The sequence below is a fragment of the Vibrio owensii genome (genome assembly GCF_002021755.1).
In the GTDB taxonomy this organism is placed as follows: Bacteria; Pseudomonadota; Gammaproteobacteria; order Enterobacterales; family Vibrionaceae; genus Vibrio; species Vibrio owensii.
Genome location: NZ_CP019960.1, coordinates 1765566 through 1789452, shown reverse-complemented (window position 1 = coordinate 1789452; position 23887 = coordinate 1765566). Strand labels below are relative to the sequence as shown.

The window sequence follows — 23887 nt, the reverse complement described above, 5'->3', positions numbered from 1 at the left end:
ACTGAAGTGAAGTTTTTTAGGGGGCTAGGTGCCCCCTTTCGTTATTTGGATGGGTATCGGCTACTGCGCTTTCATCGCTTCAGATTTGTCTGAAGTCATGACGAAATGCAGCTCTCCACCGTCTTTCAAATCGCTGTGCGCGAAGCTGAAGTTGTCACTCAATTGTTTGCCGTTGATGGTCACTGACTTAACGTAGATGCTCTCTTGGCTGTTATTTTCTGAGGTGATGGTGAATTTACCGTCCGCGACTGGAATCACGGCTTTGTCGAACAGAGGACGACCGATGGTGTAGCTTGCTTCGCCCGGTGTGACTTGATAGAAGCCCAATGCAGACATCACATACCAAGCCGACATCTGACCGACGTCTTCGTTACCAATCAGACCTTCATGGGTTGGGTGGTAGAACTCGTTCATCGCTTGATCGACAATTTCTTGTGTCTTCCAAGGCTCAGCCGTCCAGTTGTAAAGGTAAGGCACGTGATGATCTGGCTCGTTACCCATCACGAACTGACCGATGTAGCCCGACATATCGTGTGATTGGCTCGTATCGGCGTTGGAGTCCGCATTAAACAGCGCATTCAAGTTAGCGAGGAATGCCGCTTTGCCTTGTTCGGTTACGTTTTCAGGAAGAGAGAAGTCAGTGCGGTCGATGTGCTCGCCACCCATCACGTTAGCCAGACCGTTCAAGTTGTGCGGTGCAAACCATGTCCATTGCCATGTGTTGCCTTCGGTGAAGTCTTCGCCTCGGTGCTCAGCACGGTAAGGCCAGAACACGTCACTTTCATTGAGTGCTTTGCGGTCTTTACACGCGTTGTAGTCCATACCGTCTGGGATAGACAGCGCCATGTTCTCGTCCAAACATTCTGCTTTCAGGTTGTTTGCCCAAACCTTGCTGCCACTGTTCATGTAAGCCGGACGCATAAAGCCTGTCGCACCCAATGCGTTGCCTTTGGTGTCTTGCAGTTTGCCGTATTGCTCTGGGTTGTAATCGAAGTAGTTCTTGAACGATTCAGAACGCGCCATGTAGCGGTCGTACTGTTGGTCGTTGCCCGCAAGTTTAGCGATCTGAGCGATACACCAGTCGTAGTAAGCATTCTCAAGACCGTAAGACACCGACTCGTTCACAAGCTCGTCGTATTTGTCGACTTTCAAGCCTTCCACATAACCCGGTTTGTCGCCAGAGTTCGGCGCCCATTTGGTGTTAGCTGGAATAAAGCCGACGTCTTCTTGGTAGTCGTTATGACGTGTCATGACCGTGAAGCGTTTGTCACCGTTCCAAGCATCTTGGTAAGGCACCCAGCTTTCAGTTTTATCAAGGTTGAAGTTGACCGTTTCGTCAGCGGCTTTCAACGCCAAATCAAACTCAGCAGCAGTAAAGGCTTCTGGGTGTTTGACCATGATATCGGCAATAACCGAGACCGCAGGGTGACCGACCATTTCACCGGTGTAATCCGAGTGCAGTTCCCATTTTGGTAGTACGCCGCCCGTTTGGTATTTGTTCAATAGATCGCGTGCGTGTTCAATTGCGCGGTCTTTATCGATGATGGTTTTCAGTGGGTGTGCGGCGCGGAAGGTATCCCACATTGAGTATACCGAGTAGTTCACTAAGCCATCTTCTGCTTGGTGCACTTTGCCATCCATGCCACGGTATTTGCCATCCACGTCTTGGTATAGGAATGGAGCAACAAACGTACGGTAGAGCGAGGTGTAGAACATGGTCTTGTCGGCTTTGTTGCCGCCTTCCAGTTCAAACTCGCCAAGGATGTTTTCCCAAGCCACGCGGTTTTGTTGTACGACGTTGTCGAAGTCCCAACCGTTAGTGTCTGCTTCTAGGTTTTTCAGTGCGCCGTCAACGCCAGTGCCAGAAATCGCTACTTTGACCACCAATGGCTCATCGCTCTTACCAAAGTTCAAATGCGTCAGGACATCGTTTGCGCGTTTTGCCAAACGTTCTGGGTCAGGTTCTGGTTCGCCCGGCATTGGTTTGTGCTCTGCGTATCCGCGGTAATCTTCCAAGCCGACTTCAGTAGCGTCAGTTGGAGTCAGTTTGTTTTCAGAAGCCAGCTTGGTGTATAGGTTCTCTTCAATGATTGGATCAGAGAATTCTGCCGCGAAGAACACGGTTTGCCATTGACCCCATTCGTTTGAGGTACGCGCGCCTACGACTGTAGTGTCGTTAACGCGTTTGTAGTAGATGCTACGAGAATGGTTGCCGTATTGCTCCAACAGTTCGTGTTGCAGGTCGATACGCACTTTGCGGTCTTCACCCGGCTTGAAGGTGTAACGCTGGAACGCCACGCGGTCGGTTGACGACAGTTCAGCTTTTACGCCAGTTTCTACAAGATCAACCGAGTAGTAACCAACTTCTGCCACTTCCGAGCTTTTATCCATGGTCACGGCATCGGTATTGAAGCCGGTGTATGGCAAGAAAGCGAAGTCGTTTAGGTCGCCTTTACCTGCGCCGGAAATGTGGGTCATTGAGAAGCCAGAAAGAAGGCTGTGCACAGGATCGTATTCAACAGGTGAGCCTTTGCCATTCCAACCGTTTGGATCGAAGTTATCTGGTGACGGTTGAATCATACCTTCTGGCATAACTGGAGATGGGTTGACGTTGCCAAGACCTTTAGTGCCGATCAAGGTATCAACGAATTCCAAAGTAGGGGTAGAGATAACAGGAGTTTCTGGATCAGAGTCGCTGCCACAACCAGCAAGACCAAGCATGGCGGTTAACACTGCGGTAGAGAGTAGGGTTCTTTTTAGTTTCATTGTTTTTATTCCACGAGAAAAGGGGACACGAGGTCCCCTCAAAATCATTATTCGCCTAGGTTGGCTTGCATTGCTTCAGACTTGTCAGCTGTCATCACGAAGTGCAGTTCGCCGCCTGCTTTGAATTCGCTGTGCTGGAAGGTGTTGTACACATCCAAAGGCTTACCGTTGATGGTTACTTCTTTGATGTACATGTTGTCTGGACCGTTGTTCTCAGCCGTTACCGTGAAGGTGCCAGAGCCAATGTCTACCGTCGCTTTGTCGAAGATTGGACGACCGATGCTGTAGGTTGGATCGGTTGGCGAGATTTGGTAGAAGCCCAGTGCCGACATCAAGTACCACGCCGACATTTGACCTACGTCTTCGTTACCGATGATGCCGTCTGGCGTCGGTTTGTAGAACTGGTCGTAAACTTGGTCTAGGTATTCCTGCGCCTTGTAAGATTCTTCAGTACGGTTGTACAAGTAGATGACGTGGTGCGAAGGTTCGTTACCGTGAATGTACTGACCGATGTAGCCTGTCATGTCTTGGTGCGCTTCGCCGCCATTTGGATCGGCGGTAAATAGGTTGTTCAGCTTGTCGTTCAGACCTTGCGTGCCGCCCATGATTTCAGTCAGCTTGTCCAAGTCTTGCATGAACGCCCATTGCCATTGCCACGCGTTACCTTCTGTGTAGTAGAACGCGTCAGACTTGTAAGGGTCGAAGTCAGTTGAAGCGTATTTCAGCGCACATGGGTCGCCTTCTTTCAGTTCTGTCGGTACAAAGAAGCCCGTGCCGTCTGCGTTACCAGCTTTCGCATCCCAGTGTTTCAAAGAGTTGTAAGAACGGGTTTTGAACTCTTCATACGCGTCCATATCGCCAGCGGCTTTTGCCATTTCTGCGATCGTCCAATCGTAGAATGAGAATTCCAATGAGTACGACACTGAGTTCCAGTTCGGGTAGCGAACACACTGTTCTTTCTCGTGGTAGTTCAACTGACCTGCCATGAGTGAGCTTAGGATGTCGTCATGAATCTGTGGGTATTCATGCGGAGTGTAACGTGCTGATTTCACTGATGCGGTGTAAGCTTGCTCTGCATCAATCAAGCCTTTGGTCACCGCATCGCCTAGAATTGCTGCCGATGGGTAGCCGATCATGGTGCCAGTTTCTGAGCCGTGACCTTCCCACTTCGGCAATAGACCAAACTCGTCGTTAGATTTACGAATCAAGTCTTTCACGTAAAGCGTTGCTTGATCTGGGTCGATGATGGTCCACATTGGGTGAACGGCGCGGAACGTATCCCACGTTGAGTAAATCGAGTAGTTTGGTGTATCGCCATCTTTCAGTGTGCGCACCGTGCCAAGCATATCCACGTATTGACCATCCACATCGTAGAACTCGATTGGAGCGATCATCATGTGGTACATGCCAGTGTAGAAGTTGGTTTTCTCTGCGTCAGTTCCGCCTTCAACTTTGATTTTCGCTAGCTTCTCAGCCCACGCGTATTCAGCGTCTTCTTTCACTTGTGCTAGGTCGAAACTTGGTGCTTCCGCTTCTAAGTTTTTCTGTGCGCCTTGCCAGTTAACAGGAGAGATACCGACGCGGATTTCAATTGGTTCTTCGCCTGTGCCGAAGTTTAGGTAAGCGGTCAGATCATCGCCTGAGTAAACCGCGCCATTGCGCATTTCGCGCGTTGGTTCTTTGTCTTGTTCACCCAATAGTGCTTTGGCAATTGGTTGGTTGAATTTCGCATAGAAGAAGATGTCTTGACCTTGGTGATCTTGCCCTTGGAACCAGCCAGTTGAGGTTTTACGACCGCGAATGGTGTATTCGTCCACCACTTCTACTTTGTTCTTCAAAGACTTGCCGTTGTTGTTCATTAGGGTATGACCCAAATCGAACTTCACGTTGCGGTCCGCGCCATCAGCAAAGGTGTATTTGTGTAAACCAACGCGTTTGGTGGCGCTCAGTTCTACTTCGATTTGACCTTGGTTTAGTTTGGTTTTGTAGTAGCCTGCGCTTGCTTCTTCATTGGCTTTGTCGAAAGAGTTCAGTTGTGTGTTCGCCATGTCTGCGTATGGCAGAACCAAGATGTCGCCTAAGTCTGTTGCGCCTGTACCTGAAAGGTGAGTATGGGAGAAGCCGTACAGCGGAACGTCAGTGTTAACTACTTCGCCAGTTTCGTAGTTGGATGAATCCCAGTAGCCAGAAGCTGAGTGCCAAGGGTTAAGCCCTGATTCGTGATCAGTGTTAGAGCCGATGAAAGTATCTGGAGATAGTTGAACCATACCTGCCGGTACCGTCGCCCCCGGGAATGTATGACCAGAAGCTGCTGTGCCGATCATTGGATCGACGTATTTCAATACCGCAAGATCAACAATTGGATCACCCGGCAGTGAAGAGGAAGAATCGTTGTCGCTGTTACAGCCAGCCAAGCCACCCGTCAGACCAACCAGGATAGCCAAAGAGATAAGATTACGTTTAAACATGTGCATACCGTTTTGTCGTTATTCGTATATAAAAAGTGTTTATAAGAGCCTGTTTATAAAGGACTGCTTATAAAATTTTCTTGTAGGGATAGCCGGGAGATGCGCTCCCCCGACTGAGTTGTCACTATTGGGATTAACGAGAACCTGCTGGCATCTCGTCTTCATGCAAGAACTCACCGATGCCTTGTGCTGGTGGAAGATCTTGCTCTAGAGAGCCCCAACGTTGATTTGGTTTGTCGCCCATCACGAACTCCAACTCACCGCCGTACATGATTTCGTCATGAGTTAGGTAAGTACGGTTGAAGTCTTTGCCGTTGTAGCGAGCCGACTGAATGAAGATGTTTTCGCGGCTAACGTTTTTCGCGGTCACCGTGAACTTCTGGTTGTTGCCAACATCGATAGACGCGCTTTCGAACAGCGGAGTACCGATTTCGTAGATGCCAGAAGAAGCGTTCACTGGGTAGAAGCCAAGTGCACGGAACACGAACCACGCAGAGAGCGTACCGAAGTCGTCGTTACCACAAATGCCGTCAGCGGTGTTCTTGTAGCAAATGTTGGTTGCTGCGGCGATGGCTGCCTGACCTTTCCAAGGTTGACCTACGTAGTTGTACAAGTACGGTACGTGGATATCTGGTTCGTTACCTTGCACGTGCTGACCAACGTTACCTGTGTTGAACACTGGGAATTGGTTGTCGCCTGCGTTGCGGTCTGGGTAGGTTGACCAGTACTCATCCAAGCGCGCTGCGAACAAGTCACCACGTTCTGCTTCAGGGTTTTGTGTCTTGTCGAAGCGTGTCATCAGGTCAATCAAGCCATGAATGTCATGTTGAACGCTGAACGAGTATTGCCAGCCATTCGATTCAGAGAATGCCCAGTTGAACATGTCTGGACGCCAGTCTTTACCAACCGCGCGACCGGTGATTGGGTCTACCCAACCAGCATCGATAAACTCGCCATCGTAGTCACGGGCTTTGAACCAACCTTGGTATTGCTTACCACCGAAGTCGAATTGCGCTTGCCAGTTTTTAGAACGGTTAGCGAACTCGGTGTAGCGTGGGTCTTCTTCTCCGAACACTTCTTTGATCGATTGCGCGATTGCCCAGTCGTTCATTGAGTACTCAAGCGAGTAAGATGCTGTCCAAGAGTCTTTAAATGGTGAGTGACCGCCGTAAGAATCCGGTGGAGTGTCGTGCAATTGCGCTGGCACGTAACCTTGTTCTTCGTACTCTTTGATCCATGCTACGCCTTGGCTCGTTGCGGCGCGCGCATCTGTGATCATCGCTTCAACTAAACGTTCTTTAACGTCTTTGCGCTCTGCTTCTGTAAAGCCAAGATCGATCATGCGTTTTTCTAGTGAGCCTTTCGACAGCACATCATGAATCACAGGCGTTGAGTGCATGCCCATCATCATGCCTGTTTCGTTGCCTTTGAATGTCCACTCAGGCAGGCGACCTTTGCGCACGTTGCCTTTGTCATCCACCCATTCTTCTTCAGCGTAAGACAGCATAGACAGTACTACGTCTGCTAAGCGGTCTGGCTCAAGAATCGAAGATAGCGGTTGAACTGCGCGGTAGGTATCCCACAAAGAGAAAGTGTCGTAACGCGTGAAGTCTGCTTTGCCATCTTTGTTGGCATCGGCAGTGCGGATCGATTCTTTCAGCGTATCGATCTTGTCGCCCCAAGGTGTGTTGCCATCTGGGTAAGCGTTACGACCTTGGTGAACTTGGCGGTAGCGACCATCTAAGTCAGAGTGAATGGTTTGACCTAGGTACGAGTGGTACATCGCGGTGTAGAACGTCTGTTTGTAATCTTCGTCGCCAGAGACTTGGATCTTGCCGAGTTCGTCTTCCCATTTCTTCGTTGCCGCTTCTCGAACTTGATCGAAGTTCATGCCCGCAACTTCTGTCATGTTAAGAGAAGCACCAGACTTGCCGTTCTCGCCGATCTCAACGTTTGATAGCGCCAATTTCGCCTCAACCGTTAAGCCGTCTTTGGATGTGTCGAACTCAACGTAAGCCCGTGCGTATTGGTACTTGCCGCGTGTCTCGTTACCGATTTCAGTGATGCCTTCTGGCACGTCCATGTAACGACCTTGCTCTTTATCGTAGTAAGCAAAGCGAACGTTTTTGATTGGTTGGTCGAATTCCATCACGAAGAATTCTTTTTGGCTTGGTGCCCAACCATCAGAGAAACGGTGACCTTCTAGACGGTTATTGTCTTTGTCCCATTTCAAGTAAGAATCTGAGGTGTAGTCCCAGTTAATTTTGAAGCCAGTGTTCACGATGATTTCTGACTTCTCATCACGAGGGAAGGTGTAGCGGTGCACACCAACGCGATCCGACGCCGTCAACTCAGCTTTGATGTCGTAATCCAATAGATCGACTTTGTAGTAGCCTGCCGTAGCTTGCTCGTCACGATGTTGGAAGCGAGACGCTTCTAGGTTTAGCGTTGCCGAACCTTCATCAATCATGTAATCCGAACGTGAGTTGATTGGCATAACGAGAATGTCGTTCAAGTCGCCAGCACCTGCTCCGGAAAGGTGGGTATGAGAGAAACCGGAAGTACGTGCGTCGTGGTAGTAGTAGCCTGAAATGTATTCCCAGCCGTTAGAACCGTTGTTTGGAGAAAGCTGCACCATGCCGTGTGGTGTGGTTGCACCAGGGTAGGTGTTGCCTAGGTTACCTGTGCCGATGAATGGGTTGACGTAGCGTGTTACGTCCATATCGGCGAAATCTACCGGGATGTGAACGCCCATGTCGATTTCAGGTGTTTCTGGGTTTGGCTTGTCATCACAGTCGCCATCGCCAACTGGAGGACATACTGGCTTGCCGCCGTCAGGAATATCCGGCAGTGCAGGGTTGGTGTCACCGCCTTCATAAATGTTGGTTGTGTCGTCGTTACAGCCAGTCAGACCGACTAGACCACTGAGAACTGCGCAAGCGAGTAGGGAAGGTTTGAATTTCATTTTTAAAGCCTTGTAAATTGTAGGGTTATATAATTAAAAAAATCAGGGGTATTACTAAAACTTAAAAACTTGAAATAGAGCCCTTTGGGGGAAAGGGCTCTTAGGGGGAGGAGCTTAAGGTTTAAGCTTTCACAAGAGTCGCTGCGTTACGCATCGCTTCTTTCGTTGAACACTCAACAACGTTTGCTTTTGCAAAGCGGTGAGCGTCTTTTACTTGGATATCGTGAGCTAGAATAACCAGCTTCGCGTTTGCTACATCTAGGTCAGTGATGCGGTTCTGGATACCGTTTTGACCTTGAGTTTCTACTTTGATTTTCAGACCCGCTGCCGCACCTGCTTTCTCTAGTGCTTTTGCTGCCATGAATGTGTGTGCTACGCCAGATGGGCAACATGTTACTGCTACGATGTCGTACTCGCCTTCGCCTGCTGCTGGAGCCGCTTGAGCTTGTGCAGGTGCTGCTTCAACGATTTCGTCTTCTGCTTCTTCTTCAGCAACTGGTTTCCAGAAGCCAACGATAACTGCTGTTGTTAGTGAGCCTAGTGCGATACCCACAACGTACATTGGGATGTTGCTTGATACAGGTGCTGTGATTAGACCGCCCCATGGTGCGTGTAGTAGTACGTCTGTTAGGAAGCCGAACACACAGCCAACGATACCACCAGCAACGATTGAAGGAAGAACGCGTACTGGGTCGTTTGCAGCGAATGGGATAGCACCTTCAGAGATACCGATAGAGCCCATGATTGCTGCTGCTTTACCTGCTTCTTGCTCTTGCTTAGTGAACTTCTTCTTGAATAGGAATGTTGCTAGTGCCATACCAAGAGGAGGCGTACAGATTGCGATACCAACACCACCCATTAGCCACGGTTGAGTATCAACTTGAGTTTGAGCGAATAGCGTTGCTACTTTGTTGATTGGACCGCCCATATCGAATGCAGTCATACCACCAAGAATCGTACCTAGAACCACTTTAGAAGCGCCAGCCATAGAAGCTAGGAATTCGTTCATAGACGCCATGAAGATCTTGATTGGCTCACCGATACCCCATAGAACGATACCTGCAGAGATAAGCGTACCTAGTAGAGGGTAGATGAAGTAAGCGCCCAACGCAGTCATGTTAGCAGAAAGAGGGATCTTCTTAAGTTGGAATACCACACCACCTGCGATGAAACCCGCTACGATACAACCAAGGAAGCCGCCGCCCATGTCAGCCATGATGCCAGAAGAGATCATCGCTGGTGCTAGTGCTGGTTTGTCTGCAATTGAGTAACCGATGAAGCCACCAAGAATAATTGGGAACAGCACCAGACCTTTAATACCGATATTAGAAATATCAGCCAATAAACCGTCTGCTGGAACCGCACCTTTACCTGATGCCATTACCGCTAGCGCCAGTAGTACACCACCCGCAACGATAAATGGAAGCATGTGAGAAGTACCGAATAAAAGGTGACCTTTCATGGTACTTAGGATTTTTTTGAAATCGCTATTATTACTAGCTTGAGCTGTGATTGTACTCATAATTTCACGCCTTATGAATTAATTAAAATATTTAGTATTTGGTTTTCGTCTTTTGCGTTATGAATATCTTCAATAAACTCTTCGCTAAATTTACCGAATAATTCTTGAAGAACATAAATATGGTGGTCGGCACCGTTATCTGGTGAGGCAATCATGAAGAATACGGTCGGTTTGACTCCCTCTTCGTCGCCATACTCGATGCCTTCGCGCTTTACGCCAACAGCGATTGCAGGCTCTGTAACCGCTTTGCTTTTTGCGTGTGGGTAAGCGATGCCGTCCATTGAAGTCACGCTTAATGCTTCACGTGCTTCGATGTCGGTTAAAAAAGCCTCTTTGCTGCTGATTCGATTATTTTCGAATAGCATCTGTGCTAGCTCTTCAAAGACTTCTTTTTTATTATTTGCTTGAAGGTTGCCTTTAATTAAATTGACGTTTGTTAGTTCTGTAATCATTTTTTGACTCATTGGTACTGAAGTAATGAGGCAAATTTAATTAATGTTACGGTTTTCTGAAATAGTAAAAAAAATCCAATAACTATATTTTTGTATCACTGAGAGCTAAGTGTGATAGAAGTCATTAATATCAATGAGCTAGAAGGGAATTAGTATTGTGACTTATATTCCATTTATTTTGAAATTAATAATGAAGCTTGAAAATAAACGAGAAGGGAATCAAATATGGTTCAATTTTGCTATCAAAAAGAGGCTTTGTGCTAAAGCTCCTCCAATAACCTTTTATTAACGTAATTTTCTATCTCTTTGAGAAAAGAAATAAAGCGCTTAGGAGAGCTGATTGTGAACTGAGCTAGTTCCTCCCCTTGATACACATTGGCCAATGTGTAAGCTCCGAATTTAAAGCCAAGGGGAAGTTAGGAGAGGTTGGTACGCTGAATTTAGCTAGTCCATTAAGATGGATTCTTGTACTTATGCAGTAAATCTAACGGGATATGGCAGTAGTCGTTTGGAAATCGCGTGAGTCGGTCTTGGTGCTCATCATCACTTGGCACATAGTTTGTGAGTGGCAGCACTTCTACGGCGATCTTATCGGCGTCTGGTCTTGCTGCGATAAACGCTTTAGCAATCGCTAGGTGTTGTTCGTTTTGGCTATAGACACCAGTACGGTACTTCTCACCTACGTCTTCACCTTGCTGGTTAACACTGTGCGGGTCGATGATCTCAAACAGATACCCCATTAAAGTTTCAACCGAAACCTGCTCAGGGTCGAACTGGGTTTTCACGCATTCTGCGTAGCCATCGTATTCAGATTGAGTGTTGTCTGTTGAGCCATTTGCTCGTCCTGCTTCGGTGCTAATTACGCCCGGAAGGTGGCGCATAAATTCTTGAACACCCCAAAGGCAGCCGCCTGCGAAGTAAATTTCTTCCATCATTCTGTCCTGAAAAATCTTTGCGCCATTATGGGCATCACTTTCATTCAAACACAACTCCAACCATAAAACAGGAACAACTCAGAAGTGATTTGCTCTCTTTTTTGTGCTGCGTTTCCTCGTTAGATTGAACGCAGTTAAGAGCTAGGGGGAATCCTAATGAAAATTGAACATATCGCGATTTGGACTGAACGTTTGGAAGAGCTAAAAGCCTTCTATGAGAAATACTTTAACGCGGTGTCTAACGATAAATACCACAATCCAACCAAGCAGTTTTCATCTTACTTTCTTTCGTTTGAAAGTGGCGCACGACTGGAGTTAATGTCGATGGAAGGTGTGACCGCCTGTGAAAAATCTCATGCGATGCTGGTAACAGGGTTGGCACACTTTGCCTTTTCTCTAGGATCAGAGCAGACAGTGGATCAATTGACCAAAACCTTAGTGGATGATGGCTACCAATGGATCGACGGTCCGAGACAAACAGGTGATGGTTATTATGAAAGCTGCGTGTTAGATCCGGATGGCAACCGTCTTGAGCTTACAGTGTAACGCGACTTAGCTTATTTCTATCGTTCACAGGCTGCTTTCATATGAAAGTGTTCGGGCGTATACTGCAAGCTCATCAATAAGGAGCGAGCCTGTGAACTCAAGACAAAATGAAATCCTGCAATTGGTTAATGACCGCAAACGCGTTCAAGTGACGGAGCTTTCTGACATCATTGGCGTGTCGGGCGTGACCATCAGGCAGGATTTGAACTTCCTTGAGCAACAAGGCTACTTGAAGCGTGTACATGGCGCAGCGACGGCGCTACAAAGTGACGATATTGATACGCGACTCGAAGTGCGCTTCGACATAAAACAAGCGTTAGCCAACAAAGCGGCAGATTTGGTATCACCAAACGAAACCGTGTTAATCGAAGGCGGCAGTGCTAATGCGCTCTTGGCTCGCACATTGGCTGAACGTGGTGACGTCACCATCATTACCCCATCAGCGTACATCGCTCACCTCATCCGTAACACCTCAGCTAACATCATTTTGCTCGGTGGTGTGTATCAGCATCAAGGCGAGAGCTTAGTTGGACCGTTAACCAAGCTATGTATCGAGAACATTCACTTCAGCACGGCTTTCTTGGGTATTGACGGCTTCCATCAAGATACTGGCTTTACTAGCCGAGACATGATGCGCGCAGAAATCGCTGAAACCATCATTGCGAAAAAGCGTCGTAACATTGTGCTGACGGACTCAAGCAAGTTTGGGCAAATCTACCCATCTTCGATTGGTAAAACGAGTGAAATCTCGGTGCTGTTAACCGACGAAGCAGCTCCGAAAAGCGACCTCGAACAATTGAGAAAGCAAGGCGTGGAAGTGGTGTTGGGTTAAGCCGACTCACGAACAATAAGTTTAGGAGGCAAGATCAAGCTGTAAGGCTCACTGTCTTCTTGCTTGAGTTGATTGATTAATCGTTTTGCTGCTTGTCTTCCCATCTCTCGTGCATTGGAATTAACGAAGGTAAGCGGTGGTTCAATTAACTCTGCTTCTTCAACGTCATCAAAACCAATCACCGATACTTGCTCGCCGATAAACTGATCTTTACCGATGGAACGTCCTGCTCGATGTATGCCATAGACCGCGCCTAGTGCCGTCGAGGAATGGTGACAAAGAACCGCAGTAATCTGTGGATGTTCCAACAACAGTTGCTGCACAGTTTGAGCGGCAGACGCTTGGCTTTTCTCACACTCGACCACCCACTCAGGTTTGAAAGGCAAACCAAACTGCATCAGAGTTGAACAATACCCACCAATACGCTCAGCACGACACAAAGAACTGCTCGCACCGCCGACATAAGCGATTCTGCGATGCCCTTGCTTAACCAGATGCTCCGTCGCCAACTTGGCGGCGTACATGTTATCTGGTCCCACGTAGTCGATTTGCTTATCTACCGAAGCGCGTGAAATGCACACCATTGGCAGATTGTGTTGCTTGAGGTTTTCGACGTTGAATTGCTGGCTTTCACCAATTGGGCAAAATGCGATACCACCGACACCTTGGCGTGCCATGGTTAATACACACTTCTCAAACTTTTCTTGGCTATCCCCACTTTGAGCCAGAAACAGCATGTAACCTTGCTGCTCGATTTCTTCACTCAATCCTGCTGCGACTTCTGCGTAATAGGGATCACTGATGTCTTTGAGGATCAATCCAATGATTTCACTGGAATTGGATCGTAGGTTGGCAGCGGCACGGTTACGGATATAGCCGAGCTCTTCAACCGCAGCGTTGACCTTTTCTATCGTGTCTGGAGAGATCCGCCCTTTATTCCCCAACACCATAGAGACGGTGGTAACTGACACGCCAGCATGTTTAGCGACTTCTGTAATGGTCACTTTTTTTGACGACATAGATTCACTTTATGGATTAGAAAAACGTTTTATCATCAAACTGTAACCCTATTAGGTTGATTTTAAAAGCCCTACACAGTTTGTGGAAAAAGATATCTAACTCGATCACAGAATTTTTGGTAAAACGTTTTATCAAAATTTTTAGCAGCGTATATTGAGTGCATAAAAACAACACTTCATGCGCACATAATGTGATGTGTATGAGCCCTACAAGTTCTCAATTTCCGGAGACAAACTATGTCTAAAAGCAATAAATCGACCATGTGGGAGTTCTTGCAAAGCCTCGGCAAGACCTTCATGTTGCCAGTCGCGCTGCTGGCATTCTCAGGTATTCTTCTTGGTGTCGGCAGCTCGTTTTCTAGCGCCGCTATCAAAGAAGCCATCCCATTTTTAGACAACACCCCTCTGCAATACCTGTTTATGTGGATGACCAAAATCGGTCTTGTCGCATTCATCTACTTGCCTGTGATGTTCGCAGTAGCTATCCCGCTTGGATTAGCACGTGAAGAAAAAGGCGTGGCAGGTTTCGCGGGTTTTGTTGGTTATGCTGCCTTCAACCTTGCGATCAACTTCTTCCTAACCGTCGCTGGTGTACTAGACAGTGAAGCGGAACGTGCCGCATACGGCGTGAAAAGCATCATCGGCATTGAATCGATTGATACTGGTATCCTTGGCGCGGTGATCGTTGGTGTGATTGTTGCGAAACTTCACCAGCGCTTTTACACCTTCAAAATGCCAGATGCGCTAGCGTTCTTTGGTGGTGCTCGTTTTGTTCCAATCATTTCTGCACTGGTACTGGGCGTTGTCGGTGTGTTTATCCCATTCGTATGGCCTTACTTTGCTGCGGGCATCAATGGTATCGGTCATGTGATTGAAGGTGCGGGTGATTTCGGTCCAATGCTGTTTGGTACAGGCGAGCGTCTATTGCTGCCAATCGGCCTTCACCATATCTTGGTTGCGCTGATTCGATTCACTGAAGCAGGCGGTACTATGGATGTGTGTGGTCAAACCGTGTCTGGCGCACTAAACATCTTCTACTCTGAATTGTCTTGTCCTGATACAACGGCGTTTACTCCGGAAGTCACGGCATTCTTGTCTCAAGGTAAAATGCCAACCTTCCTAGGCGGTTTACCGGGTGCAGCACTTGCGATGTACCACTGTGCTCGCCCTGAGAACCGCTCAAAAATTAAAGCGCTGCTTATCTCTGGCGTCGTAGCTTGTGTGGTAGGTGGTATCACTGAGCCGCTTGAATTCTTGTTCCTATTCGTTGCGCCAGTGCTTTACTTTGTCCATGCGATTCTGACTGGTCTGGGCTTTATGGTCATGGGCTTGCTTGATGTCACCATCGGTAACACAGACGGCAACCTTATTGATTTCTTGGTGTTCGGTATCCTGCAAGGCACGGCAACGAAATGGTACTTAGTACCGCTGGTGGCGGGTGTTTGGTTCGTGGTTTATTACTCAGTATTTAAGTTTGCGATCACTAAGTTCAACCTAAAAACACCAGGTCGTGAAGTCGATACGGCGGAAGTGGACAAAGAGCTTGAAGCCGCTTTCATCAATGAATCTGGCAAAGGTGCCGCAGTACTGGCAGCTCTTGGTGGCAAAGAGAACATCACGGCTCTGGATAACTGCATCACTCGTCTTCGCTTGTCTGTTAACGACATGAGTTTGGTCGACGACGCTAAGTTGAAAGCCAATGGCGCGCTGGGTGTAGTGAAGCTCGATGAGCACAACCTGCAAGTCGTGATTGGTACGCAAGTTCACCTAGTGAAGAACGAAATGCAAGCCATCATGTCTGCAAGCTAATCACTGCCTTGATAGATGCTCCCCCTCGGCACAATCTCCATCCTCCCCCCCAATGAGATTGTGACGAGGGACCTTAATATTGGAATATTCGTATGACTCAGAATTTCGACTTTAATACACCGATTGATCGCACTGGCACTTACTGCACGCAGTGGGACTACGTTCAGGATAGATTTGGTAAAGCGGGTTTATTGCCATTTACCATTTCAGATATGGATTTTGCTGCGCCAGAGCCGGTGATGAATGTGCTTAAACAACGTTTAGAGCATCCGGTATTAGGTTATAGCCGCTGGAACCATGAGGATTTTAAGTCCGCGATTCGCTACTGGTATCAAACTCGTTTTGACTGCGAAATCGACACTCAGCAAGTGGTGTACGGACCATCGGTTATCTACATTGTGTCAAAGTTGATTGAGCAATGGAGCCAGCCGGGACAAGGCGTGGTGTTCCATACACCAGCTTATGATGCGTTCGACAAAATGGTTGAAGGGCAAGGTCGTGCGTGCGTTCGCAGTCCGCTCATCAAGCAGCAAGGTCGATTTGAAATTGACTGGCAAGATCTGGAAACCAAACTCGCTGACCAGAACAACACTGTGCTGTTGTTATGCAGCCCTCACAACCCAACAGGGCGATTGTGGAACCAAAGCGAATTAGAAAAGATGGCGGAGCTTTGTAACCAACACAAAGTCAAAGTGATTTCGGATGAGATCCACATGGACGTGAGCTTTAAGCGTCACATCCCTTACGTGGGGCTTGGCCGTTCACAAGATTGGGCTGTCGTTACATCGGCGTCTAAATCATTCAATATTCCAGCCTTGAATGGCGCGTATGCGTTGATCGCGGATTCAGCAACTCGCGAACGTTATCTGCATAAACTCAAAGAGGTGGATGGTCTTTCATCGCCTTCTATCATGGGCGTGCTTGGTACGATGGCGGCTTATCGTCACGGAGAGCCTTGGCTAAAGGCACTCAACGAGTATGTATTGGCTAACCATCAATACGTCAAAGAAGCACTTGAAGGCGCCTTTCCTGAAGTGAGTTACCTTCTCCCAGACGCAACCTATTTAGCTTGGATTGATCTATCTGTTTTGAATCTCGATATGATGCTGCTTAATCAGGCATTAATTGAGCAATTCAATGTCGCCATCATGTCTGGAGATGTTTATGGCGATTCCGGTAAAGGTTATCTCAGACTCAATCTGGGTTGCCCGAGAAGCAAAGTCGAGCAGGGCGTTTCAGCCTTGATTCAAGCGATCAAATTGCAGCGTTAAAACATCGCGGGAGAGTGTGAGATGTCACTGTTCAAGCTAGATAACGTGATTCAAAACTACGCTTGGGGAAGCAAAGAGTCGATTTCTAAACTATTTGGCATCGACAATACGAACCATCAACCTCAAGCTGAAATTTGGATGGGAGCGCACCCTAATGGTTGCTCGCGCCTCGCAACAACGGGTGAGTTGTTATCTGATGTGATTGCGAGAGATAAAGCAAGCATGTTTGGTGATTACACCATGATGCGTTTCGGGGAACTTCCTTACCTATTCAAAGTGCTTGCGGCGGATTCTCCGCTCTCGATTCAAGTTCATCCTAACAAGCGCAAAGCTGAGCTTGGTTTTGCACGAGAGAATGAACAAGGTATTCCACTTGATGCTCCTAATCGCAACTACAAAGACGCCAACCACAAGCCAGAGTTGGTCTACGCACTGACTTTCTACAAGGCGATGAATGGCTTTCGTCCGATAGAACAGATACTGACGCTGTTCCGCCAATTTGGTATTCGCAGTTTAGATGGTGAGGTGTCAGCGTTAGCCGAGCACCCAAATCAAGACGGGTTGAAGGACTTCTTCACGGCGATCATGACCTTGAGCGAAGCTCATAAAATTCAAGCCTTGGCAGAACTGGACGCAGCGTTAGAGCGTGATCCAAAGACGGCATTGGAAAGAGAAGTGCTCAGTTATGTGGCGGAATTTCAAAAGCACTACCCGCAAGACATTGGATTGCTGTCTCCGTTGATGTTGAACACGATAGAACTCGCGCCAGGTGAAGCGATGTTCCTCCATGCCGAAACGCCTCATGCGTATGTGCAGGGTACAGCGTTGGAAATCATGGCCAATTCAGACAACGTGCTTAGAGCTGGGTTAACGCCCAAGTACATTGATGTGGATGAGCTTATCGCCAATACGGCATTTCACACCACGCAACCGGAACAGATTAAACTGTCGCCAATCCACAAAGAGGGCAAGTTGAGCTATCCAATTCCGGTGGACGATTTTGGGTTTGATATTCTCTCTTCCGATGAGGAATGCAAGCAACAGTTTGTGCGTGGTGCTGAGATTGTTTTTTGTGTTGAAGGCAGTGTTGAGGTCATGACATCAGAGACAAGTCTGACTCTTAAAGCCGGAGAATCCGCGTTTATCACTAACGATTGTAAGTTCTACCAATATCAAGGGAATGGTACGTTGGCGAGGGCGTATAACTAGTCATTTCGTTGTTAATACTAAAAGGCCGCTTGAACAGCGGCCTTATTTGATTTTATGACGCCTAAAAACGGTTAAGCGACTTTCTCTTTTCGTTTCGCCAGCATCGCGGCGGGAGAGAAGCCTGTTACCAACATTGTCCCGCTTAGCACCAGAATGGTCCCAATGATGGTGTTGAAGCCGATTGGTTCATCTAGGATCAGATAGCCCCATAATATTCCGAAGACTGGAATGAGGAAGGTAACAGAAAGTGCCGATGCTGGTCCTACTTCTGATACCAAACGGAAGTAAAGCAAATACGCCAAACCGGTACAAACCACACCGAGAGCGACCACAGAGCTCCACTCTATACTGGTTGGCTCTGCACGCATTGGTAAAAATGGCAGTAGCGGAAGAACCCAAATCACTGCTGCCCACATACTGCCGTGCGCATTATTGAAAGCCGGAATCTGAGGAGCATTCTTAGTGTAGTTGGTTGCGATTCCATAGCTACATGCGGCCAACAAGCTAGCAATGATCGGGAGAATAGCCTCCTCACCAATCTTCACCGCACTCCAACCGACCAATACTGCGACGCCAGTGATACCAATCGCCATGCCAAGAATCGCTTTCTTGGTCAGCGGGCTGCGATACCAGATAAAGCCAATCAATGCGCCCCAAATAGGAGCTGTTGAATTGAGTATCGATAAAGTTGAGGCATTGAGTGTTTGTGCTGCATAGGCGAAAAACAGAAACGGTGCCGCGGTGTTAAACAATCCAATAATAAAGAAATGTTTGGTATGCGCGGTGAAGGAGAGTCTCTTTTTGAGATAAATGGAGATGAGCAACAAGGCAATTGCTGCAAACCCCACTCGAAATTCGATTAAGTAAGCCGGTCCGAACGTATTGGCGGCGACTCGCATAAATAGAAACGAGCCACCCCAAATAGCAGCGAGACAAAGTAAGCGAAAAAAACTGGCTGCAGTCATGTTACATCCTTGGTCGAGGTCTAGCGCCTCATTGATTAATTGTTGCGCTAACAGTGGATTAAACCAAGGATGAGATCAACCAGAAATGCAACGCCAGTTCCGAATCTGGCTACCGCTGACTTGTTTTGATGATCTTAAATTTCTTCTTTTGGAAACAAGATTGGCAGACTGTCTCTATAAGTGTGGTACCACATCACGCCGTGATTTAATCCGTTGTAGTGAATCAAAGGAGGGAGAGTGAAACCTTGGTACTCTTTCGATTTAATATGGCTGTAGAAGATATCTACCCAATAAAAATTCCCTGTTCTGCTAGATGTGGCGCTAAAAATCGCCGTCACTTCGAGCCAAAGAGAAATAAGATAGCGCTCTTCCTCTACAGGGTAAATGGTGTCTTCAATACGCCAAAAAGAACCATCAGAGATGATAAAGTTTGAGAAAAACTCGGCACCAACATCTTCCGTAAGCATCACATAAGCGGATTTCGCACCTCCAAACGAATGTCCAGCTAACGTGCGCTGAGTCGGATCGATATCGTACTCTGCTTCAACAATAGGAATGAGTTCCTGCGTAAGAAAGAGATAGTAGTCATCTACGCCCGGAGGCAAGTAATCAATGTCTCTGCGTCCCGGTGGGCCTTCGTGAACGGCAACGAGAATGACTTCAGCACCGTAATCATCGATAAGCTCTGCGAAGCTCAATCCCGTGCCTCCACCATCCGAGACAAAGATGACGGGCAAAGAACTAAGTCGGTCTTCGTAGTTCTCAGGCAAATAAACATCATACGGGTAGGTGACGCCCGTGATGTTGGAAAAGATGCTTGCCTGTATTTGATTGAGATTGTTGTCCGATGTTGAGGAATCCACACCGGAGCCATCACCACCTCCGCATGCCGATAACACAAGCCCTAAAGAAAGGGCGATGAACCAACGCTTCAAAACTTCCATGTTTTACCTTTACTTTTGATTTAAAGAACAAAAGAAACTGTATAAGATTTGAGCAATCAAAAAGCCCCGCGCTATCAATAAATGAAAAGGCGGGCGAGCGGGTTTGTAACTCTTCGAGTCAATTATCGAATGCGGTGGTACGTTATTGTTTTACCTGTCATTAATTACTTTTTATTTGTCATTAATTAATGCTTTTCAGACCAGACCGCGAACTCATTGCCACTTGGTTCGGTAAAATGGAAACGACAACCTCCCGGGAATTCGAAGATCGGGCGGATGATTTGCCCCCCGAACTGTTCGACTTTGGCTAAAGTTGCGTGAATATCTGAGCTATAGAACACCAATAATGCTGCCCCATTTGTTGTTTGGCTGACTTGCTCTGCTGCATAAAAGCCGCCGTCCAAGCCTTGACCTGAAAAGGCACTGTACTCAGGACCATAATCAACGAAGCGCCACCCAAAGGCTTGCTCGAAAAACTGTTTAGTCGCATTGATGTCTCGCGTGCCAAACTCAACGTAATTTAACTTTTCATGTTGGTGCATTCTGGTGTCCTTTTCATCGCTGTGCTTTTCTGTCAGTGTATTAACTCTTCCGTCGAGTTTCTCAGCCCGAGCCTAGGTTTTATTAATCAAACTGATAAAACCTCAAAAATTTCATTGGTTATCCCTATTAAATCTATCGTTATTTCCCATTAAACAAATGTAATCATTGAAGATATATTCTTCGTGGGCAGAAAAGAGCTTTTGAGTATCCATTGACCACTCGACTGGTCAAATGGTTAGCACGCATTGGAGAGCAACCATGCAGATGTCAAAAAGCTTTTTATTAATTACAGTTGGCTTAGCCAGCACATCTCTACAGGCGCAAACCCTGACAAGAGACAACGGTGCACCAGTCGGTGATAACCAGAATTCAATCACAGCAGGTGAAAACGGCAGCGTATTACTGCAAGACGTTCACCTGATCCAAAAATTGCAGCGTTTTGCCAGAGAGCGAATTCCTGAGCGTGTTGTGCATGCTCGCGGTACAGGTGCTTACGGTGAGTTTGTTGCATCGGGTGATTTTAGTGACTTAACGGTTTCCGCTCCTTTTACTAACAAAGGAAAGGTAACTCCTGTTTTCGTACGTTTTTCGACCGTTATTCACTCAAAAGGATCACCTGAGACACTTCGCGATCCTCGTGGTTTCGCCACTAAATTTTATACTGAACAGGGTAACTGGGATCTGGTAGGGAACAACCTGCCTGTGTTCTTCATCCGCGATTCAATTAAGTTTCCGGATATGGTGCACTCTCTAAAACCGTCTCCTGTTACCAACGTTCAGGATCCAAACCGATTCTTTGATTTCTTCAGTCATGAGCCGAGTGCGACCAACATGCTGACTTGGGTTTATAGCAACCTAGGGACGCCAGCAAGCTATCGCACAATGGACGGCTTTGGTGTGCACGCTTACAAGTGGATCAATAAGCAAGGCGATGTGAACTATGTGAAGTTCCAATGGAAGAGCCAACAAGGTATCGAAAGCCTGCGCCCTGAGGAAGTCACCGCAATGCAGGGTAAGGACTTCAACCATCTAACCAATGATCTGTATAAAGAAATTGGGCGTGGTAACTACCCTAAGTGGGATCTCTACGTGAAGGTACTGTCACCAGGAGCTTTGAGCAAACTGGATTACAACGGGTTGGATGCGACCAAAGTATGGCTGAATGTACCGGATCAAAAAGTCGGCACTATGACGTTGAACCGCCTACCAGAAAATTTCTTTTTAGACACTGAACAGTCGGCATTTGCGCCTTCGAATTTGATTCCTGGTATCGAGCCATCGGAAGACCGTTTGCTACAAGGCCGTTTGTTCGCTTATGCAGATACACAGCTGTACCGCGTGGGTGTGAACTTGTTCCAGCTGCCAGTAAACCGTCCTTTAGCATCAGTGAATAACCATAACCAAGATGGATTGAGCAACAACGCGAAGCAAGGCAATGGTGATGTGAACTACGAACCAAGCCGTAAACTGGCGTTGGCAGAAGACACGCAATTTAAAGCGGTTGAAACCAAGCTGGTTGGCACTGTTCAACAAAAAGCGATCAGCAATCCTCGTAACTTCTACCAAGCGGGTGTGTTGTTCCGCAGCATGAACGAGCAAGACCAGAGTGATTTGATTGCCAACTTAGCGGGTGACCTGAACAAGGTGATGGATAAAGACGTTAAGGAAACCATGGTGAGCTATTTCTATCGCGCAGATAAAGAGTACGGTACGCGTCTGGCTGAGGCGACAGATACCAATCTTAAGCAAGTGAAAAACAAAGCGATGATGTAAGCAATAAGTTTTGACCTGCGGGAGGTTTATCTGCTCTTTTCTGCCCGAAAATCAGGGCTCCCGTGGGTCATTCTCAAATTCTGTTAGTGAGGGTGAGTAAATGAAAACCGTGTTTTTGCTCAGTGCCGTTCTGTTCTCTTTGAGCTTCTCGCTGAGCTTATTAGCTGCCGAAGACAAACTGGAAGAGGAGTACCAATCTTTGGTTGAACTGTTCTTTGACGCAGCGCGAATTGGCAATAACGACGTGGTCGATACATTTGTTTCTCAAGGCTTCCCAATCGACCAACGTAATAACCAAAGTTATACCGCATTGATGGTGGCCGCATATCAAGGACATAGAGAAACCGTTCGCTTGCTGCTCGATTCCGGTGCTAACGCCTGCCTGCAAGATAAGCGTGGTAACACCGCATTAATGGGGGCACTCATCAAACGTGAAATCGGCATAGCGAAAGACCTCTATCAAGCGGACTGTTCACCAGAGCTGCGCAATAAAGCAGGGTTAAATTTGAAAGAGTTTGCCGAGATCTATGGTCAATCCAATGTGTTGAAATCACTTCAACACTGATAAATAACAATAAATAGGACCCACAGTATGAATAAAAAAACATGGCTTGCTGCACTTACGCTTCTCTCTTCTCCAACTTTTGCCGAGACAGTAAGCGTAGAAATGATTGACCTTGGCTCTGGTCAATCAACCGGAACTGTGATGATCAGCGACAGTGATTACGGCACCGTTTTTATGCCGAAACTACAGGGTTTACCTGCTGGTACACATGGCTTCCATCTACACGCTAACGGCTCGTGCGACAGCGTTACCAAAGAAGGTAAAACGATACTTGGCGGTGCTGCCGGAGGGCATTATGACCCAGAAAAAACAGGCAAGCATGGCTTCCCTTGGGCGGACGACAATCACCTTGGCGATTTACCAGCGCTTTACGTTAATGCTCATGGAATGGCGGACCAGCCAGTATTGGCACCACGAGTAAAACTTGATGACGTAAAAGGTCGTGCTTTGATGGTTCATGCTGGGGGCGATAACCACTCCGACCATCCGGCGAAACTTGGCGGCGGCGGTGCTCGCATTGTGTGTGGTGTGATTAAGTAATCCCCTTCTTAGATGCCACAAACAAAAAACGGTCCAGATAAGCTGGACCGTTTTCTTTTTAAGCGAAAGCTGATGGGCTTAGTTTAAACCGACTTAAATTACGCGAAGTTCTCGACGATGATGTCATCTGCATTGCTAACAAATACTGCGCCTTTCTCTTCCATCTCCGCAATCACTGCATCGATAGTTTCTGGCAAGACTGCACGGCTAGAGGCTAAGTTCACAATCACTTTGAAACCTAAATCGAGAGCTTGAGTCACGGATTTCTTCACACAAAAATCAAGCGCTAAGCCACCAACAACAACCGTATCGATGTGGTTGAATTTAAGGAACTCATTCGCACCTGTAGTTTTGGTATCAGCCACGTCGTGGAAAAAGATGCCATAAGGGTGTGCGTCTGGGTCCATGCCTTTGTTGACTTGGAAATCGTACTCCAGAACAGGAGGTAGACCGTCCAGCAGTTCAACTCCCTTAGTACCAAGCACGCAATGGCGGTTCCACTTAATGTCCACATTAGGTAGGCCTACAGGTTCAAGCATATTTGCTGGTGTTTCTGCATCCCAAGCTGCTTTTGGTGGGTGCAAATCACGGCTAACGAGCTTTAAGCGACCTTTAGTGTGGTTCTTTAATAGCTCTGGAACGATTTCTAATGCGCCAGTGACGGGTAATTCGTCAGGGCAAAGTTCGGTGAAGCCTTTTTCAGGATCCACGTCGATAACTGCGGTAGTTTGGTAGTTAACTCGAACGGTCATGGCAGACTCCT

The 23887-nt window shown here is 47.4% G+C and carries 19 protein-coding genes; 8 read left to right on the top strand and 11 right to left on the bottom strand.

Going from position 1 to position 23887, the window contains the following annotated elements; translation table 11 throughout:
• Nucleotides 1-60: 60 nt before the first annotated feature.
• The 6 genes from A9237_RS24485 to A9237_RS24460 form a co-directional block, all read right to left on the bottom strand.
• Nucleotides 61-2766 (bottom strand): GH92 family glycosyl hydrolase, encoded by a 2706-nt coding sequence (locus tag A9237_RS24485; protein WP_078609953.1) that lies wholly within the window; start codon nt 2764-2766, stop codon nt 61-63.
• Nucleotides 2767-2813: 47 nt separating this feature from the next.
• Entirely contained in the window at nt 2814-5234 is a 2421-nt protein-coding gene (locus A9237_RS24480; RefSeq protein ID WP_078609952.1) for a GH92 family glycosyl hydrolase, read from the bottom strand.
• A gap of 133 nt (nt 5235-5367) precedes the next feature.
• Nucleotides 5368-8199, bottom strand: coding sequence for a GH92 family glycosyl hydrolase (locus A9237_RS24475; RefSeq protein ID WP_005429443.1), 2832 nt, complete (start codon nt 8197-8199; stop codon nt 5368-5370).
• Nucleotides 8200-8320: 121 nt separating this feature from the next.
• A complete protein-coding gene (locus A9237_RS24470) occupies nt 8321-9721 on the bottom strand; it encodes a PTS fructose transporter subunit IIBC (RefSeq protein WP_005453038.1) in 1401 nt (466 codons plus the stop codon).
• 11 nt (nt 9722-9732) lie between these two features.
• Complete coding sequence (locus A9237_RS24465; protein ID WP_005436338.1) at nt 9733-10173, bottom strand: PTS sugar transporter subunit IIA; 441 nt, start codon at nt 10171-10173, stop codon at nt 9733-9735.
• Nucleotides 10174-10625: 452 nt separating this feature from the next.
• Nucleotides 10626-11105, bottom strand: coding sequence for a peptide-methionine (S)-S-oxide reductase (locus tag A9237_RS24460; RefSeq protein ID WP_078609951.1), 480 nt, complete (start codon nt 11103-11105; stop codon nt 10626-10628).
• A 159-nt stretch (nt 11106-11264) separates the two neighbouring features.
• Here A9237_RS24460 and A9237_RS24455 point away from each other — a divergent pair, with 159 nt between their 5' ends.
• On the top strand, nt 11265-11654 hold the full coding sequence (locus A9237_RS24455; protein WP_078609950.1) for a VOC family protein: 390 nt from the start codon (nt 11265-11267) through the stop codon (nt 11652-11654).
• Between the two features lie 91 nt (nt 11655-11745).
• Nucleotides 11746-12486: a DeoR/GlpR family DNA-binding transcription regulator gene (locus A9237_RS24450; protein WP_005436345.1), complete on the top strand. Its 741-nt coding sequence runs from the start codon at nt 11746-11748 to the stop codon at nt 12484-12486.
• Here A9237_RS24450 and malI read toward each other — a convergent pair.
• Entirely contained in the window at nt 12483-13505 is a 1023-nt protein-coding gene (gene malI / locus A9237_RS24445; protein ID WP_005453001.1) for a Mal regulon transcriptional regulator MalI, read from the bottom strand. The two genes, A9237_RS24450 and malI, sit on opposite strands and share 4 nt — an antisense overlap.
• A 237-nt stretch (nt 13506-13742) precedes the next feature.
• Between malI and malX the strand changes: the two genes are divergently transcribed.
• The 3 genes from malX (at nt 13743) to manA (ending at nt 17794) form a co-directional block, all read left to right on the top strand.
• Nucleotides 13743-15314, top strand: a complete 1572-nt coding sequence (malX, locus tag A9237_RS24440) for a maltose/glucose-specific PTS transporter subunit IIBC (protein WP_005436347.1) — start codon at nt 13743-13745, stop codon at nt 15312-15314.
• Between the two features lie 92 nt (nt 15315-15406).
• Nucleotides 15407-16585 (top strand): MalY/PatB family protein, encoded by a 1179-nt coding sequence (locus A9237_RS24435; protein WP_078609949.1) that lies wholly within the window; start codon nt 15407-15409, stop codon nt 16583-16585.
• 21 nt (nt 16586-16606) lie between these two features.
• Nucleotides 16607-17794, top strand: a complete 1188-nt coding sequence (gene manA, locus A9237_RS24430) for a mannose-6-phosphate isomerase, class I (protein ID WP_078609948.1) — start codon at nt 16607-16609, stop codon at nt 17792-17794.
• A gap of 71 nt (nt 17795-17865) precedes the next feature.
• Here the strand turns inward: manA and A9237_RS24425 are convergent, their stop codons facing one another.
• The 3 genes from A9237_RS24425 to A9237_RS24415 form a co-directional block, all read right to left on the bottom strand.
• Nucleotides 17866-18759 (bottom strand): DMT family transporter, encoded by an 894-nt coding sequence (locus A9237_RS24425; protein ID WP_078609947.1) that lies wholly within the window; start codon nt 18757-18759, stop codon nt 17866-17868.
• Nucleotides 18760-18893: 134 nt separating this feature from the next.
• Nucleotides 18894-19703, bottom strand: coding sequence for an alpha/beta hydrolase (locus A9237_RS24420; RefSeq protein ID WP_078609946.1), 810 nt, complete (start codon nt 19701-19703; stop codon nt 18894-18896).
• A gap of 185 nt (nt 19704-19888) precedes the next feature.
• On the bottom strand, nt 19889-20245 hold the full coding sequence (locus A9237_RS24415; RefSeq protein WP_078609945.1) for a VOC family protein: 357 nt from the start codon (nt 20243-20245) through the stop codon (nt 19889-19891).
• 259 nt (nt 20246-20504) lie between these two features.
• Here A9237_RS24415 and katE1 point away from each other — a divergent pair, with 259 nt between their 5' ends.
• The 3 genes from katE1 to sodC all read left to right on the top strand — a co-directional run bounded on the left by katE1 (nt 20505) and on the right by sodC (nt 23124).
• A complete protein-coding gene (gene katE1, locus A9237_RS24410) occupies nt 20505-22019 on the top strand; it encodes a catalase KatE1 (RefSeq protein ID WP_078609944.1) in 1515 nt (504 codons plus the stop codon).
• A 100-nt stretch (nt 22020-22119) separates the two neighbouring features.
• Nucleotides 22120-22584, top strand: coding sequence for an ankyrin repeat domain-containing protein (locus tag A9237_RS24405; RefSeq protein ID WP_078609943.1), 465 nt, complete (start codon nt 22120-22122; stop codon nt 22582-22584).
• 27 nt (nt 22585-22611) lie between these two features.
• Nucleotides 22612-23124, top strand: a complete 513-nt coding sequence (sodC, locus tag A9237_RS24400; protein ID WP_078609942.1) for a superoxide dismutase family protein — start codon at nt 22612-22614, stop codon at nt 23122-23124.
• 98 nt (nt 23125-23222) lie between these two features.
• Here the strand turns inward: sodC and A9237_RS24395 are convergent, their stop codons facing one another.
• Nucleotides 23223-23876 carry a nicotinamidase gene (locus tag A9237_RS24395; protein WP_078609941.1) on the bottom strand — a complete coding sequence of 218 codons (654 nt, stop codon included), beginning with the start codon at nt 23874-23876 and terminating at the stop codon, nt 23223-23225.
• Nucleotides 23877-23887 lie beyond the last annotated feature (11 nt).